Raw genomic sequence first — 14,146 nt, forward strand, 5'->3', positions numbered from 1 at the left:
GATCCTCACCGTCAACGGCAGGACGAGCAATATAGCAAGGTGGCCCAGTGACGCCCGATATCCTCCGCGAAAAGCTCGTCCATTCCGCCGATCTGCTGGGCTGGCCATCGAGCGACGTGCCGGCCTTCGTTTCGGATCATTTTCGTGGTCGCGCCGATGACCCTCGATCAGGATTGCCGAAGGGAAGCTTCGGTCTGCGCCTCGGAGCCTACCCTGTCCTGGTCGCGCCCATCACGCTCGCAGACGTCGAGGATATGAAGCGTGCGCTCAGAGGGCTGCACAGCCAGATGGTTATCGCCCGGTCCTACATGCTACCCGAGGAGGTGATCAACGCGCACATCATGTTGTGCGCAACCGATACGGTCGGCTCCGCCGACTGGCGGCAGCTTGTCGATCTGGCCGAGCGAGACGAGACCGTTTGCAGGAAGATCATATGGATCCCGCAAGAGGATTCCCTGGAGGCGACCTACAATGCGTTCGTTGCGCGCACCTTCCTCGCGACGCCGTGGCTCGCAGCCGAGACCAAGCTCGATGCGCCACTCGATCGCAATCAGGGCCTCGCTCAAAGAACGCTCGTCCAACACGGTCTGGCTGACGCCGTTGCGGACCGCTGGGTCGCGCTCGCCGAACAATTCGGGGCAGACCCTGACACCCTGGTGGCGCAGCTCGTGCAGGCCCGGAGCGAAGTATGAGCAAGAACATCTACCTAACCCGTATCAAACTTGCCCAATTCCGTAGCTTTGCCTCGCTCGATGTCGAATTGCCGCCGGAACCCGGCGTTCTCGTCGTTCATGGCAGCAATGGTCTGGGAAAGTCGTCGCTGTTCGACGGCCTTGAATGGGGACTGTCCGACCAGATTGATCATTTCCGCAAGGCAAGAGGCGTCAAGAAGGTCGGTCACTATCTGGCCCGCTGGCGTGAGCACCCGACCGATCCGACGTCCGTCGCCATGTCCTTCTCGGATGGAGAAACGATCGAGCGGTCATTGGCATCGCCGGAATCGGTAACGTCCACGCTCGGCGGCACCGTAGCCGACATCACGTCCTATCTCCGGGCTGCCAGCTGGCGGCAGAGCATATCCGCTCTCCCGAACTACCTTCTTCTGACCCATATTCTCGGTCAATCGACCTTGTCGCGGCTGACGCACCGCGATGCGGCCGAACGATTCGATATTCTCAAGGAAGCGGCGCAGAGTCGTGATGTAGAGGCTGTCGCGACCGCCATACATGGCCGCGGAAATACGGTGACGGTGCGCGCCTTCGCGCGTCGCATCGAGGCCTTGGAGAAGGAAGCAACGCGCTTCGCCGAGCTCCTCGACCAGGAAGAGCGCCTCTGGTTGGCGATGCAGGGCTCCGGGGCAATCGATGACGCCCGGTCGCTGACGATGATTGCCGAGCTGCGATCTTTGATCGGAGAAGCGACCGCCGGTTCCCGATCGACGGCGAGTTCGATCGCCGACGACCTCGATCGGCTCGAGGCGGCGCTCGACAGGGCACGGGTGGATCTTCGCGACGAACAGGCGCGTCTTCGCCAGGCCACCCAATGTGTTGAAGCCTGGCGTCAGCATAATTCGACGCGAGCGGTCGCCCAAAGTGCGCTGGCCGAAACGGTCGAGCAGCTGACGACGATTGCGGCAGACCGCACCAGTGTGTCGGGCGAAAAGGCCGAGGCCGAGCGTGCGCATGCGAGCGCGTTGGCGGCGGCGGAGGTCGCGCGGGTTCACCTCGACCGCTTGGTCGCACTGCGGGATGTGCGCCGGGCCGCGATCTTGAGCAAATCAAGATTGGGCGACGCGGCGCAACCGCTCAGGGAGGCCGAGAGCCGTCTTGTCGACGCGACTGCCCAGCTCGAACGCGCCCAGCGCCGGTCGCGGATTGCGCTTCGCCTCGACGGCGAGGTGACGCGGATCGACGAGGAGACCGATCGCCTTCAAGACGATGCCGACCGTATCAGTGCCTGGAAAGCCAAGGACCAGTCGATCCAGACACTGTCGGCGGCCTTGACCGACCTAGAGAACCAGCACCCAGGCCTCACCGACCGGCTGCGTGACGCGGAAGCTGCGATGACGGCTGCCGCTACGGACGTCGAGGCGCAATCCCGCACCTTGTCGCTTCTGCGTGAAACGGCCACGAGCCTGGCAGGAGCGGTCGCGACAATCGCCGCGACCTTGCCGGAAGATGCCTGCGACTGCCCGGTGTGTGCGACCCACTTTGGTGAAGCGTCGGAGCTGCGTGCCCGGGTTGGTGGCGCTGCCGAGCGACTGAACCCCGCTCTTCTGTCGCAAGAAGAGGGACTGGCGGCATCGCGCCGACGACTTCAGGACCTGCAATCTCGCGTCGAAGAGCTTCGATCGGCTCTACGACAGATTCAGTTCCAGAGATCGGAGCTGGCCGCGGCGCGTGATCAGGGATCCAAGCTGTTCGATCGGATCACACACCTTGGTGACGTGACGACGGACTTCGACGCCTTCATGCGGGGCCTCGGCACGGAGCAGCAGCGGCTGAAATCTCGACGCGCGCGCAAGATGGTCTGGATCCAGCGGCTGCGCGCCGCTTCGGGCGCTGATCTCCAGAACGAGATTCAGCGTTTGACGCGACTCCGGGACAAGCAAAAGGCGACGCGCGACAGCTGCGCGCGCGCAATTGAGGACGGACAGTCGACGCTTGACAGCCACGAGGCGCGTATCCAGGGGCTCGAGGAGCAATTGGGGTTGTCGGCGCCATTGTCGGGACCGCCGCTGGGCAGTGCGATCGACACGGCGAGAAACCGCCATCAACAGACTCTGGACGTCGTGGCAGAAGCGCGAAGTGCAGCGGACTTCGCCATCGAACGGCTGCGACGCATCGATGCGTCCGAGGCGGCGACAAGCGCCCGGCGCCGCGAACTGGAACGTCAGTTGGCGGAGGTGGACGCGCAACTCCGACTTGTCGCAGAGAAATGGGCGGACTTGGGCTTTTCGAGCGCGCCGCCCACTGACGACGATGTTTCCGATCGTTCCGCGAAGACTGCCGATCATGCTCGTGATTTGGCCGCTGCCGGCGATGGGCTCGAGCGCCTGAGGGCGGGACGCCGTGCATGGGCCTCGCAGGTGACCCATCGAGCGGCACTCGACGGTCTCCGCGAAGCGATCGACGCAGCCCCGAACAGCGGACGCGATGAAATTCGTCTGGCGGCTCAGCAGTTACGCGACGCAAAAACGCTGGCAGCTGCGGAAACACGCGAGGTAAAAGTCATTGCGCAGTCGGCGAGCCAGGATCTGCTGAACGAGCTCGACGATTTCAACGCGGAATATATACAGCCACTCGACACGCTGATGAAGCGGATCAATCAGGCGATTCTGACGGATCCCCGGGTTGGTATCGATCTTCAGGTTAAAAAGAAAAAGATCGAGCAGAATGCAGTAAAGGCCGGCGATCTTCCGTCCAACCTTGACGATATCGATCCTGTCCTCATCCACAGCGAGGGGCAAATGTCGGCGCTGGCCGTCAGCCTACTGTGCGCAGCGAGCATCACCTTCCCCTGGTCTCGTTGGCCCGCGCTCATTCTTGATGATCCGATGCAGCACAATGATGCCATTCATACTGCTGCGTTTGCGGACTTGGTTTGCAATCTGGTCGAGCAACGAGACTATCAGATTTTCCTTTCGACCCACGATCAGGCCCAGGCCGAGTTTCTACAGCGGAAGTGCGCGGCGCGCGGCGTACCCTGCGGCGTTCTCAGCCTTCTCGGAACTGGACGTGACGGCGTCGAGACGGAATTCCGGCCTGCCACCGCCCGGGGAAGCGGTTCCGTCGCGAACACGTCCAGTATCGGTTAGAACGAACCGGTTGACGACGCTGGTCGGTTCTACTCGGTTGCCGACCAGCGGCTTCATCAGACTTGATCGGCGGCTCCTGCCAGATCCGGACGTTCGCGTCCCCCTAGGGAAATGGCGATATCTGGTCGAAAATCGACAGCAGACCGGCGTCTCGTTCATCACTTCCGGATCTGGTAACATAGTAGGGACACATGCATGACGAACGAGCATAGTCAAAGAGCTGCAGCCCCGCATGACCGTTCCTTAGTCAGCCCTGGGAAGCTATGACTTCCTCTGCGTAGCGCTGGCACCGTTCCTCGACGCGGCGTTGTCTGCCTTCCTTATCATTGCCGAGCCCGCGATAATAGTTGTTAAGACCGCGCATACCCGGATGAACGGTATGACTATAAGTCGCATGGATGCTTGCTCCTTCCACGCCCGCGATCGCGGGCGCACTCAGCGCCACGATGGTTGAGATACCTTCAAGCTGTTCCGCCAGGCGGGCGACGTTGTCGGGCTTACATACGTCGGTGAGGTCGGGCATGCTGTCGTCTCCGAACATGATCGTCTCCCACGCATTGGCGATACGGTAATCGTACCGGTTCGTGGACGGAAACGCAGCGGGATCGTGGCGATGGAGGTGGAGTAGGACGCGATCCAAATTGTTGCCCGTGTCGCCCGCTGCGGGACGCTGTGCATCTCGTTCCTTGCTGCCGGGCACTGCTAGCACGAATGCCGTTCGCACTCCCAACGGACCGGGATGATACGCGGGTGTGGTAGGGAGCGAGGTAGGGCCGTTCATGGCGGTCAGAGATAGTCGGGATCGATGACGATGCTGAGAAGGCGAGGATCTTGCGGCTGCCGGGCGACGGGGCCTCGGCCACCAGGGGACTGTCAGGATTTCCGTGTGCGGGCGGGCATAATGGGTAAAAAGGGAGTCCCACTATGTCTCGACGCAAAGAGCCTGCCATACCGAATGAGCTTCTCGATCAGCTTTTGGCGGGCGGCGCTGCCAGTGCCGCCTTCGAGCAGGGCGGTCTGCTCGATTCGCTGAAGAAGGCGCTGACAGAGCGTGCCCTGAATGCGGAGATGGATCACCACCTCGCTGGCGAAGACGGCGCCGGCAACATGCGCAACGGCTACGGTCGGAAGACGGTAATGACCGACACCGGCAAGTTGGCGATCGACGTACCGCGCGATCGCCAGTCGAGCTTCGACCCGCAGTTGATCGCCAAGTATCAACGCCGCTTTCCCGGCTTCGACGACAAGATCGTGTCGATGTACGCGCGCGGCATGAGCACCCGCGAGATCACCAGGCACCTGCACGATCTTTACGGCATCGACGTCTCACCCGATTTGATCAGCACGGTGACCGACGCCGTGCTCGATGAGGTCGCCACTTGGCAGCAGCGGCCGCTCGATCCGGTTTACCCACTGGTCTTCTTCGACGCGATCCGGGTCAAGATCCGCGACGAGGGCATGGTGCGCAACAAGGCGATCCACATTGCGCTGGGCGTCCGCGCCGACGGCGCAAAGGAGGTGCTCGGCCTGTGGCTCGAGCAGAATGAGGGTGCCAAGTTCTGGCTTCGGGTGATGAACGAGCTTCGCAACCGTGGCGTCGAAGACATCCTGCTGGCCGTCGTTGACGGCCTGAAGGGCTTTCCCGATGCGATCACCGCAGTGTTCCCCGATGCGATCGTCCAGACCTGCATCGTTCACCTGCTGCGCAACTCGATGGACTTCGTCTCCTGGAAGGACCGCAAGAACCTCGCCAGCGCGCTTAAGGAGATTTACCGTGCCACCGACGCGGATGCCGCCGAAAAGGCGCTGACGGCATTTGAGGCTGGCCCTTGGGGGCAGCGCTATCCCGCCATCGGCCAGAGCTGGCGGCGCGCCTGGGGCGAGGTGATCCCGTTTTTTGCGTTCCCCGACGAGGTCCGCCGGATCATCTACACCACGAACGCGATCGAAGCTTTGAACTCGAAGCTCAGGCGGGCTGTCAGGGCCAGGGGACACTTCCCCAGCGACGAGGCCGCCACCAAGCTGCTCTATCTGATCTTGAATCGGTCGGAGAAAGAGTGGAAGATGCCACCACGTGAGTGGACCATGGCGAAGGCGCAATTTGCCGTGATCTTCGGCGAACGTTTCATCAGAGCCATGGCGGCCTGATGATCAACCGCCCGCCCGCACACGGAAATCCTGACACTCCCGCCACCAGCGTTGGCTAGGCGGACTCCGCGGCCTTCCGGCGACCAATCCGTATCCTCTTCAAGCTCGCGCAGATATTGGAGTAGCCGCGGCCAGTGCCGGTTCGGACCGACACGCGGACGCCGCGTGCGCGTATCATCAAATAGGACATCGAGCACCGCCCTGAGCACTGGACGTAACTCGAACCGCCCCTTGCCGCGCTTCTGCACTTCCATGAGCAAAGCTGCCTTGACCCGTTTGGGCGTCAGATCGTCCATGTCCGCCCAAGCGAGCAAGACCTCCTCAATGTCTTCTCCGGCCTGGACGTCGAGCACCTCCAGAAGCCGCTTTCCTCCCGTTGCGTCCTCAAGAAACCGTTGCTTTAGGCTGCCTAGCGCGTCTTCGAATCGCTCCATCGCGCGGCTGCCATGCGCCTCCAACTCATCGTTGAAGACCTCCCGCCATGCGTCCTGAAGTTTGCGCAGCGCATTCCAGTAGGCCTGCGACGCCGGCTTGCCGCCACCGTCAGAATCCAGATAATCACTCTGCGTCAGCGTCGCCTCCCGTGGCCTCTTCAAACAACAATTAGCGGCGAGCCTGCGTTTCGCAACCGTGACGTCGAACGGCATGAGAGCGTCTTCATGACCTAAACCGTTTATCGAGACGGGGCGAGCCAACCGCATCGCCCGGCTCAAACGGGGACTTCTGGCAGGAGCAGACATCAAAGGTGGGCCGACGAACGACCTGAAGTGGTCGGGGGCCGACTTCGCGCGAGCGTCAGCCATGCCCGCGAGGCTCCGATCCGGACATTCGCCTAACGGCAATTCCAGTAACTCGGTGCTCGGAGCCATAATTGAGAGGTTGAACGCATGGCTGAAATGCGGCGCTGTGATCAGCGATACCGTTCACAGGCCGTGACGGGAATGAAGGCAGGTTCCCCATATCCTCCATAGACGTCGCTGAGCAGCCAAGCGCGCTCAGCGTCGCTTTCTTCTTCTCTGACGCTTCTCCACCAGAATCGAAGGGCAGCATCCCAGCGATAGCCGCGAGATTTGAGCCGATCCTTGGCGTCGAACGGCGCGTCGATCGCATTCACCCGGAATGTCGGTTGTTCCGAGCAGACGATCAGCTTTGCCAGGATCGTCTCTCCGTCCGGCAGGCCGTGGGAAAGCAGATACAGGAGGGCGAGGATATCATTCTCGGCCCTGTGCCCTTCATAGAACCAACCGCATTGTGACACGAGATGCGCAAGGGCGCGCCCCTCGAACCCAAACTCGAGCCAATCCAGTTCAGCCATGGAACAGGCCCATGGCTTGCCGGCGATCACCGGCAGGCGACGATCCACAAAGGGCCGATCGAAGGCGGCATTGTGGGCAACGATGATGTCAGCGGACGAGAGAATTTCCACGGCCACGGCATCGTCTATGGCCTGTCCGGTAACATCATCAGCCGACAGGCCTGTAAGCCTGGTGATCTTCGGATCGATCGGGATGCCGGGATCCTCGCGCCACACCCGGGGCACCCCGACCTGGATGATCCGTCCGGCTTTATCGAAGCGGAAACGCTGGATGGCGAGTTCTATGATGCGATCGGTTTCGCGGTCGAGGCCGGTCGTCTCGACATCGATCGCAACGCCAATTCGGCTGGACGCCTGCGGGTCAGCCTCGTGAAAGTACGTGACGGGCGCAAGGCGTCGCTGCACGCGATAATCTGGATGCCTGCTCAGCAGGTCTGCCGCCTGCGCATGACGATCAGCCATAGCGAAACTCATCTTGCGGCGATTCCTGTCATGCGCTTTCTACCACGCGGAAGACGGCACCGCTGCCGGCGTCCCGAACAAGATCAACCCGCTTTCCATCCCAATGATAGTCGAGATGCCTGCCCTGAACAGGTTTCGAAGCGCAATCCGGATAGAAGAGCGCAACGCACTCGCCACCGGCCTGCCGAACGCTTGGATAGACAATGCCATCCGAGCCTGAACCGCGCAGGCTCGCCGCGAAATGCTGCGCCGCTCCGTAATGATCAGGATCGAGGCAGGGGCCGGCCGTGGCATCGTCCGTTCTGAGATTATGGAGTTCGGCATCCACCTTCAGCACAATCTCCCGAAACTGCGATGTCCAACCGGCGGCTTCAGCCGTCCGGGCCATGAAGCGCGCGTGATGATGAATCGTCTCGAACAGCGCAGTTTCATAGCTTCGCGCAATATAGAGCACGCCATAATGTCCGGTCGAAAATCGGCTCGGTCGATCGACACTGACGTGGGTGAACGACGCCATGAGATAGGAGGCGCCGACACCGCCGACCCGTCGCTCGGGCGGGATCAGATCGATGTTGCCGACCGACGCCATGATGCGGGGGTTCGTCTTTTGCTCCGCCGAAATAAGAAGGGGCCAGTCAGCAGGATCTGCAATGTCTTCGAACAGGTCGATCGGTGGATAGATGCTGCGGATGATCCTGACCGCACCCTCCCATTCCACTCGGTTCGTTGGTACCCCCGCACTCGTCACCTGCCGCCGCGCTCCGCGTCGAGATAGCGCCGCACCCGCATGATATCTGTCAGTTCGCCGCCCAGCATGACCGCCAGCGCACTTGCCCCTTCGAAGGCGGCATTAGGCGCCTTGATCCACTCATAGCCGCGCTGCGGCTCCTGGAAGATGAGGCGCAGTGCCTTGTGGATAGTCCGCATCGACCGGAGGGCCGCCGACGGCGCCACCCGACGCGATCCTGCCAGCCTTGTCCGGAGCGCCGCGCTTGATCTTGCCGGCCAGGCGTCCCCAGCCCAGCGGGCTCCAAGCGATCAGGCCGACACCCTGGTCGAGGCCGAGGGGCGCGAGGTCCCATTCATAGTCCCGCCCGATGAGCGAATAATAGCCTTGGTGCACGACATAGCGCGCCAGCCCGTCCCGCTCCGAAATCGAGAGTGCCTTCATCAACTGCCATCCGGAATAGTTGGACGCGCCGATGTAGCGGACTTTGCCGCTGGTCACGAGATCATCGAGGGCGCGAAGCGTCTCCTCGAGCGGCGTCAGCGGGTCGAAACCGTGCATGAAGTAGAGATCGATATGATCTGTGCCCAGGCGCTTCAGGCTTGCTTCGCACGCCCGGACGAGATGATGCCGCGATGCGCCAATATCGTTCACGCCGGGGCCTGACCTGGCGCTTGCCTTGGTGGCGATCAGCACGTCCTGCCGCTTCTTTCCCAGGGCCTCGCCCAATATTCTTTCCGACGCACCATCGGAGTAGATATCGGCGGTATCGAAGAGGTTGACGCCCGCATCGATGGCGATGTCCAGCAATCGACTTGCCTGCGGTACATCGACCGTGCCCCAGCGCTCGAAGAACGGGTTGGAGCCGCCGAAGGTCGCCGTGCCCATGCTGAGCGCTGAAACCTTGAGGCCGGATCGTCCGAGCAACCGATAGTCCATAGCAGCGCTTCCTCATATTGGGGCGGTTTGGGTCAGGCGGCCCTGCGGCAAAAGCGCGGCGCCCGCTTCATGAAGGCCGCTTCTTCACCGCCGGTGGCGGAGGCTCTGCCGTCGTGATGAGGATGAGCGAGGGTTCGATCGCCTTCTCCGTATGGGGATGCCTGGGCTGCACGAAATAGAGCTCGCCGGCACGGGCCACGAACGGCTCCTCGCCATCCTGGGTTACTTCCATGGCACCCTCGACGACCATGACCTGCACCCATTTCATATGCCGGTGCTTCTTGAGCATGTCGCCGGCCGCCATGCGGTAGAAGGAAGATCGCACCCCCAGGTCGCTGGCATAGACGGGAGCCCCTGCGAGCGGCGTCCCGGCTATGTTGAGATCGTTCCAGGCCAGATCGGCTGTGCGCCGCCAGATGATACCGGGAGGCGGATTGTTCTCGTCCTGTGTCGTCATGGTCCGTCTCCTGGACGCGCCGCCTGAAGAGCGGTCGCGTGGTATCAGGCAGCCGCCAGGGCCGCGTCCTTCAAGGGGATCGAACTATCCGCCAATATCTCGGGCGCGATGCGGGCGTGCGGCACCAGGGCCTTCCCCTGCACGAAGTCGCGGATCATGTTGACGCAGTCGAGGGCGATCCGCGCCGACGACGGCGATATGGCTGTTGCGCTTTGCGGTGCGTGCACCGGGATCGCCTACATGAGCGAGTTCGTACCCAGCCGCGACATTTGGACGCATGGGGGTGGCTGGCCGCTCCCGGATCTGCTGCGCTCGGCGCTCGCTAGTTTGTTGCTCCGGGGACCAACCCACCGCGCGGTGTATTTTGCCAGCCCGTGGATCACCGACTTCGCGCTGTTCGATAACCGCTTCCGCGACTATGCCGCATTGTTTCCGCGTCTCGCCGACACTCCCTGGATACACTTTTCCGATTATCTGCATCTTCTGGCGCAAACCATAGAGGTGCGCCTGGTAACTACTCGCAATGAGCGGTCCGATGCTTTCCTCGACATGCCGCTGATCCGCGGGACCGCGAATATGAACGCTCGCACTGGCCATGCGAGCTTTCATGAGAAGGGCATTCTGGCACCTTCTTTTTATATTGAAGGCTCGATGAACCTGACTCGGCACGGGGTCCATCTTCGCGGCGAGAAAGTCGTCTATCACACGGCGCTGAGCGATCCGTTGCCGGCAAAGCTTGCTAACGCCTACCTCGAATTTGACCGGAACTGGGCGAGTATGGCGTTGTGACCGTTGATCCCGCATTTCTGGATTTCTTGGCTGACCTCTCGGCGCGGTTGCCCATGCGGTATCGCTTCGATACCGCCGCGCTCGACCCGGCGAACCCGATTGCCAAGGAAGTTGCCGCGTCGCTTTCTGGCGCGCCAGCCTCGCTGCCTTATTGCGGATCGGTGCGCGTCAATTGGGTGACGCTTGCCGCAAGGAGAGGCGGCCGATCTCGAAGCGCTCAAGCGAGAGTATCTGAGCGGGTCGATTCTCGAGAAGAAGAGCGGAGATATCTACTATTTCGGCCACCGTTCTTTCGCCGAGTTCCTAGTGGCCGAACGGCTGGTGAGCAAGGTACCAGGACCCAGCGGTCAGCCAATCTATTCCCGCCTCGTTCGCGACGGTGTGCTTGAATTCTTACGCGATGCGCCCGATCGGCAGGTTTTTTGCGCCTGGCCGGACACCTTGTCCAATGCCGTCGGAACGATCCACCTGGAATATTTCAGCTTCCTTGCTGAAATGCTTGGTGGGAACGCAGCCCTGCGTAGCGCCTTGCCCACCACGTCAATATGGCTACCGATTCTGGAACTGTTTGGCGATGGGCCTATCGAGCTAGGCGGAGATCTCGAAGTGCACATCCTCGCTGCGATGCGAACCGAGCATAATCTCCTCTTCTTCTTGCTTCTTTCTCTGCTCCAGTTGCAGTCGACGGTGAAGCAGATCAAGCCCGATGCTGCGATTCCCGCCATCGGCGCGATCCTAATTGATCGTCTATTTTCGCGCGCGGTCTACGATGATGCGTCACGCAAGGCTTCCGTCGATCGTGACGGCGATGAAGCCCGCAATCTCGCTCAGGCCGCTATCGCCGAGGTCAAGAGTACCGGGTATGACCGCGTCGTACGGTTCAGGGGCAAACGCCTCATTCAGGAGAAGGAAGAGCGGCTACGTCTTGCTGGCACCGATATCGCCGTGCATGAACCGCTCACGCCGCTGAACTTGAACGACGATTTCACTTTCTCCTTCGGGACCCTGGTGGGGATGCTGCCGAAAGACCTTAAGGAAGTGGTTCGCAGCTATTTCGGCGCATCTTCCAATTTGGGGGGCGTTTTCACCCGGCAAGTACGTCAAACGATCAGGCGGCCGCGCCGTGCATAGCCGTTCAACACAGTGCCCCCTGATACTGGTTCACCAAATTCCGACAGTCTGACGGCCAAAAGCATAAGTATTTCTAACCTGCGTAGCATTCGGGGAGCATCGATATGAGGCCGACCGATACAGAATTCGCGACGGACGTCCTTCCTAACCCTTCGACGCAAAAATAAGGCGTCTTATCGCGAACAAAGCCAGAACCTAAAATGAACGAAATTTGATGGTATTTTTAATGGTATCGTCAAAAGTCAATAGCAATATTTTTATTATACTTCATATACTTAACCGTTCAGTTCGATGTCGTCCCCGGCACCATTAAATTATTGAAAAATAACATTTTTCTTGCTTTGCCTTGGTGGCCATTCAATCCCGTGTATGGTTTTGGTGTAATTGGATCAGATGGCGAGGGCGACGCGGTGATTGTCAGTGATGGCATTTCTAGAGCCAATATTCCACGATCGCCTTTGCAGCGCGTGTCACATCGTCCCAGGTGATGTCGAACCCTGCATCATCGCCAAAATAGGGATCGGTTACGCCACTACCCTCGCGCCCCGGCACCATATCCATCAGCAGCCGCAATTCCGCCTTCCCGTCTGCAGGTCGTAACTTTCGCAAATTCCGCAGATTTTCGCTGTCTAGCGCAAGGACATGATCGAACTGGCGGAAATCGTCCGCTGTCACCTGTCGCCCGCGATAGCCCGAAATATCGATCCCGTGCCGCAATGCCACGGCCTGTGCCCGTTTGTCGGGCGGCGATCCCACATGCCAGTCGCCGGTTCCGGCCGAATCCACCTCTATGACGACACCGGCCCGCTCTGCCTCGGCCCGAAGCGCCGCCTCCGCCAGCGGCGATCGGCAGATATTGCCCAGACACACGAACAGGACCGAAATGCTCATCCCTCTGCCGCCGCGGTGGAAAGCCCGAGGTGCGGCACTCCGATCGACCGCCGCCCGCCGAAATCGGTACGCGCCACGATCACGCCCAGCTTCTCCATATAATCGATCAGCCGCCGCACCCGCCCCGGCGAACTCGTGCCATAGGCCCGCGCCAGCGCTCCATCGTCAGGGCAAGGCAGACCCTCCATCGCTGCCCGCGCGATCAGCAGGAAGGGCGCCAGCATATCTTCCGGCACCGGTTCGGCCGCCTTCATCGCGTCCGCCCATCGCGGATCGGCGGCGTCGAACATCCCCGCCTGCGCCATCGCAAAGCGCTTGCGGAAGGCAGGCAGGTCGAGCGGTGGCGTACGCAACCCCTTCATCCGGCAACGCACCCCGAAATCCTGGTAGACCGTCGACACGCTGGGCTGCGCCTCGCCCAGATCGGCGACGATCTCCTCCAGCACGGCAATGACCACCGGCTCATTCTGCCCGAAGTCGAGTTCCGGCGCGGCAGGCTTGGCCGACGGTGTGGCGGCAAGCGCCCGCATCAATTCCTCGGCAGGCAGCGGCGGCGGCTCCGCGCGCGGTGGGGGAGGGGGGAGGGCCTCGTCCTCACCGGCACTTGCGAACAGCAATTCCTGCAAATCCTCGGTCGCGGCGACCGGCGGCGGCATAAGCTTGTGCGTCCCGCCGCGCGTGCCGGTCTTGACCGAGCCGATCTTCACCGCCACCGGCCGCCGCGCGATCGCCGGGCCAAGCCCCAGGAACCGTCCGCGCTCCAGATCGCGGATTTGCTCCGCCTGCCGCCGTTCCATGCCCAGCAGGTCGGCGGCGCGGGCCATATCGATGTCGAGGAAGGTTCGCCCCATCAGGAAGTTCGATGCCTCCGCCGCGACATTCTTGGCCAGCTTCGCCAGCCGCTGCGTCGCGATCACTCCGGCCAGGCCACGTTTGCGCCCGCGACACATGAGGTTCGTCATCGCCGCCAGCGAAAGCCGCCGCGCCTCGTCCGACACATCGCCCGCCGCCACCGGCGCGAACATCTGCGCCTCATCGACCACCACCAGGGCGGGATACCAATGATCGCGCGGCGCGTCGAACAGGGTCGACAGGAAAGTCGCGGCGCATTTCATCTGCGCCTCCAGTTCCAGCGATTCGAGGCTCAGCACGACCGATGCGCGATGCTCGCGAATCCGCGTCGCCATCTTGACGATCTCGCGCTCATTATAGTCGCCCGCGTCGATCACCACATGGCCATATTCATCGGCCAACGTAACGAAATCGCCCTCGGGATCGATCACCACCTGCTGGACGAGTGTGGCGCTTTCCTCCAGCAGACGGCGCAGAAGATGCGACTTGCCCGAGCCCGAATTGCCCTGGACGAGCAGACGGGTGGCGAGCAATTCCTCGACATCGACCAGAACGGCATTGCCGTTGCTGTCGTTTCCTATGCTGATGCTGGCGGTCACACCATGTCCTTTGGCCCAG

At 61.6% G+C, this 14,146-nt stretch carries 13 protein-coding genes and 1 pseudogene; 5 read left to right on the plus strand and 9 right to left on the minus strand.

Annotation, left to right across the window (positions count from 1 at the left end; translation table 11 throughout):
• Positions 1–47 precede the first annotated feature (47 nt).
• Together YP76_RS03845 and YP76_RS03850 are read left to right on the plus strand one after the other, a co-directional pair.
• Positions 48–692, plus strand: a complete 645-nt coding sequence (locus YP76_RS03845) for an ABC-three component system middle component 1 (protein WP_046762241.1) — start codon at positions 48–50, stop codon at positions 690–692.
• Complete coding sequence (locus YP76_RS03850) at positions 689–3,817, plus strand: AAA family ATPase (protein WP_046762242.1); 3,129 nt, start codon at positions 689–691, stop codon at positions 3,815–3,817. Before YP76_RS03845 ends, YP76_RS03850 begins: the two co-directional genes overlap by 4 nt.
• 247 nt (positions 3,818–4,064) lie before the next feature.
• Here YP76_RS03850 and YP76_RS27555 read toward each other — a convergent pair whose 3' ends face one another.
• A complete protein-coding gene (locus YP76_RS27555) occupies positions 4,065–4,517 on the minus strand; it encodes a hypothetical protein (protein ID WP_157035640.1) in 453 nt (150 codons plus the stop codon).
• Positions 4,518–4,741: 224 nt separating this feature from the next.
• Here YP76_RS27555 and YP76_RS03860 point away from each other — a divergent pair, with 224 nt between their 5' ends.
• The gene (locus YP76_RS03860; protein WP_014082638.1) at positions 4,742–5,965 is read left to right on the plus strand and encodes an IS256-like element ISSpwi2 family transposase; all 1,224 of its coding nucleotides are present in this window, start codon (positions 4,742–4,744) and stop codon (positions 5,963–5,965) included.
• A gap of 910 nt (positions 5,966–6,875) precedes the next feature.
• Here YP76_RS03860 and YP76_RS03865 read toward each other — a convergent pair.
• The 6 genes and pseudogenes from YP76_RS03865 to YP76_RS28550 all read right to left on the minus strand — a co-directional run bounded on the left by YP76_RS03865 (position 6,876) and on the right by YP76_RS28550 (position 10,092).
• Positions 6,876–7,754, minus strand: a complete 879-nt coding sequence (locus YP76_RS03865; RefSeq protein ID WP_046762244.1) for a 3'-5' exonuclease — start codon at positions 7,752–7,754, stop codon at positions 6,876–6,878.
• Between the two features lie 16 nt (positions 7,755–7,770).
• Complete coding sequence (locus YP76_RS03870; RefSeq protein WP_046762245.1) at positions 7,771–8,460, minus strand: RES family NAD+ phosphorylase; 690 nt, start codon at positions 8,458–8,460, stop codon at positions 7,771–7,773.
• 26 nt (positions 8,461–8,486) lie between these two features.
• Positions 8,487–8,663: pseudogene (locus YP76_RS03875) on the minus strand (MbcA/ParS/Xre antitoxin family protein); the annotation flags it as partial.
• Positions 8,611–9,408 carry an aldo/keto reductase gene (locus tag YP76_RS03880; protein WP_084733007.1) on the minus strand — a complete coding sequence of 266 codons (798 nt, stop codon included), beginning with the start codon at positions 9,406–9,408 and terminating at the stop codon, positions 8,611–8,613. The gene YP76_RS03880 and the pseudogene YP76_RS03875, both read right to left, overlap by 53 nt.
• Positions 9,409–9,475: 67 nt before the next feature.
• Positions 9,476–9,865 carry a cupin domain-containing protein gene (locus tag YP76_RS03885; protein WP_046762246.1) on the minus strand — a complete coding sequence of 130 codons (390 nt, stop codon included), beginning with the start codon at positions 9,863–9,865 and terminating at the stop codon, positions 9,476–9,478.
• A 44-nt stretch (positions 9,866–9,909) separates the two neighbouring features.
• Positions 9,910–10,092, minus strand: coding sequence for a hypothetical protein (locus YP76_RS28550; protein WP_232307433.1), 183 nt, complete (start codon positions 10,090–10,092; stop codon positions 9,910–9,912).
• 13 nt (positions 10,093–10,105) lie between these two features.
• On the opposite strand from YP76_RS28550, the gene YP76_RS03890 reads away from it, so the two are divergent.
• The gene (locus YP76_RS03890; protein WP_232307434.1) at positions 10,106–10,654 is read left to right on the plus strand and encodes a hypothetical protein; all 549 of its coding nucleotides are present in this window, start codon (positions 10,106–10,108) and stop codon (positions 10,652–10,654) included.
• Between the two features lie 183 nt (positions 10,655–10,837).
• Positions 10,838–11,785: an NACHT domain-containing protein gene (locus tag YP76_RS03895; protein ID WP_046762248.1), complete on the plus strand. Its 948-nt coding sequence runs from the start codon at positions 10,838–10,840 to the stop codon at positions 11,783–11,785.
• A 432-nt stretch (positions 11,786–12,217) separates the two neighbouring features.
• Here YP76_RS03895 and YP76_RS03900 read toward each other — a convergent pair whose 3' ends face one another.
• Positions 12,218–12,676: a low molecular weight protein-tyrosine-phosphatase gene (locus tag YP76_RS03900; RefSeq protein WP_046762249.1), complete on the minus strand. Its 459-nt coding sequence runs from the start codon at positions 12,674–12,676 to the stop codon at positions 12,218–12,220.
• The gene (locus YP76_RS03905; protein WP_046762250.1) at positions 12,673–14,127 is read right to left on the minus strand and encodes an ATP-binding protein; all 1,455 of its coding nucleotides are present in this window, start codon (positions 14,125–14,127) and stop codon (positions 12,673–12,675) included. The genes YP76_RS03900 and YP76_RS03905 overlap by 4 nt, the downstream gene beginning before the upstream one ends.
• Positions 14,128–14,146 lie beyond the last annotated feature (19 nt).

The organism is Sphingobium chungbukense (assembly GCF_001005725.1).
GTDB classification, from domain to species: domain Bacteria; phylum Pseudomonadota; class Alphaproteobacteria; order Sphingomonadales; family Sphingomonadaceae; genus Sphingobium; species Sphingobium chungbukense.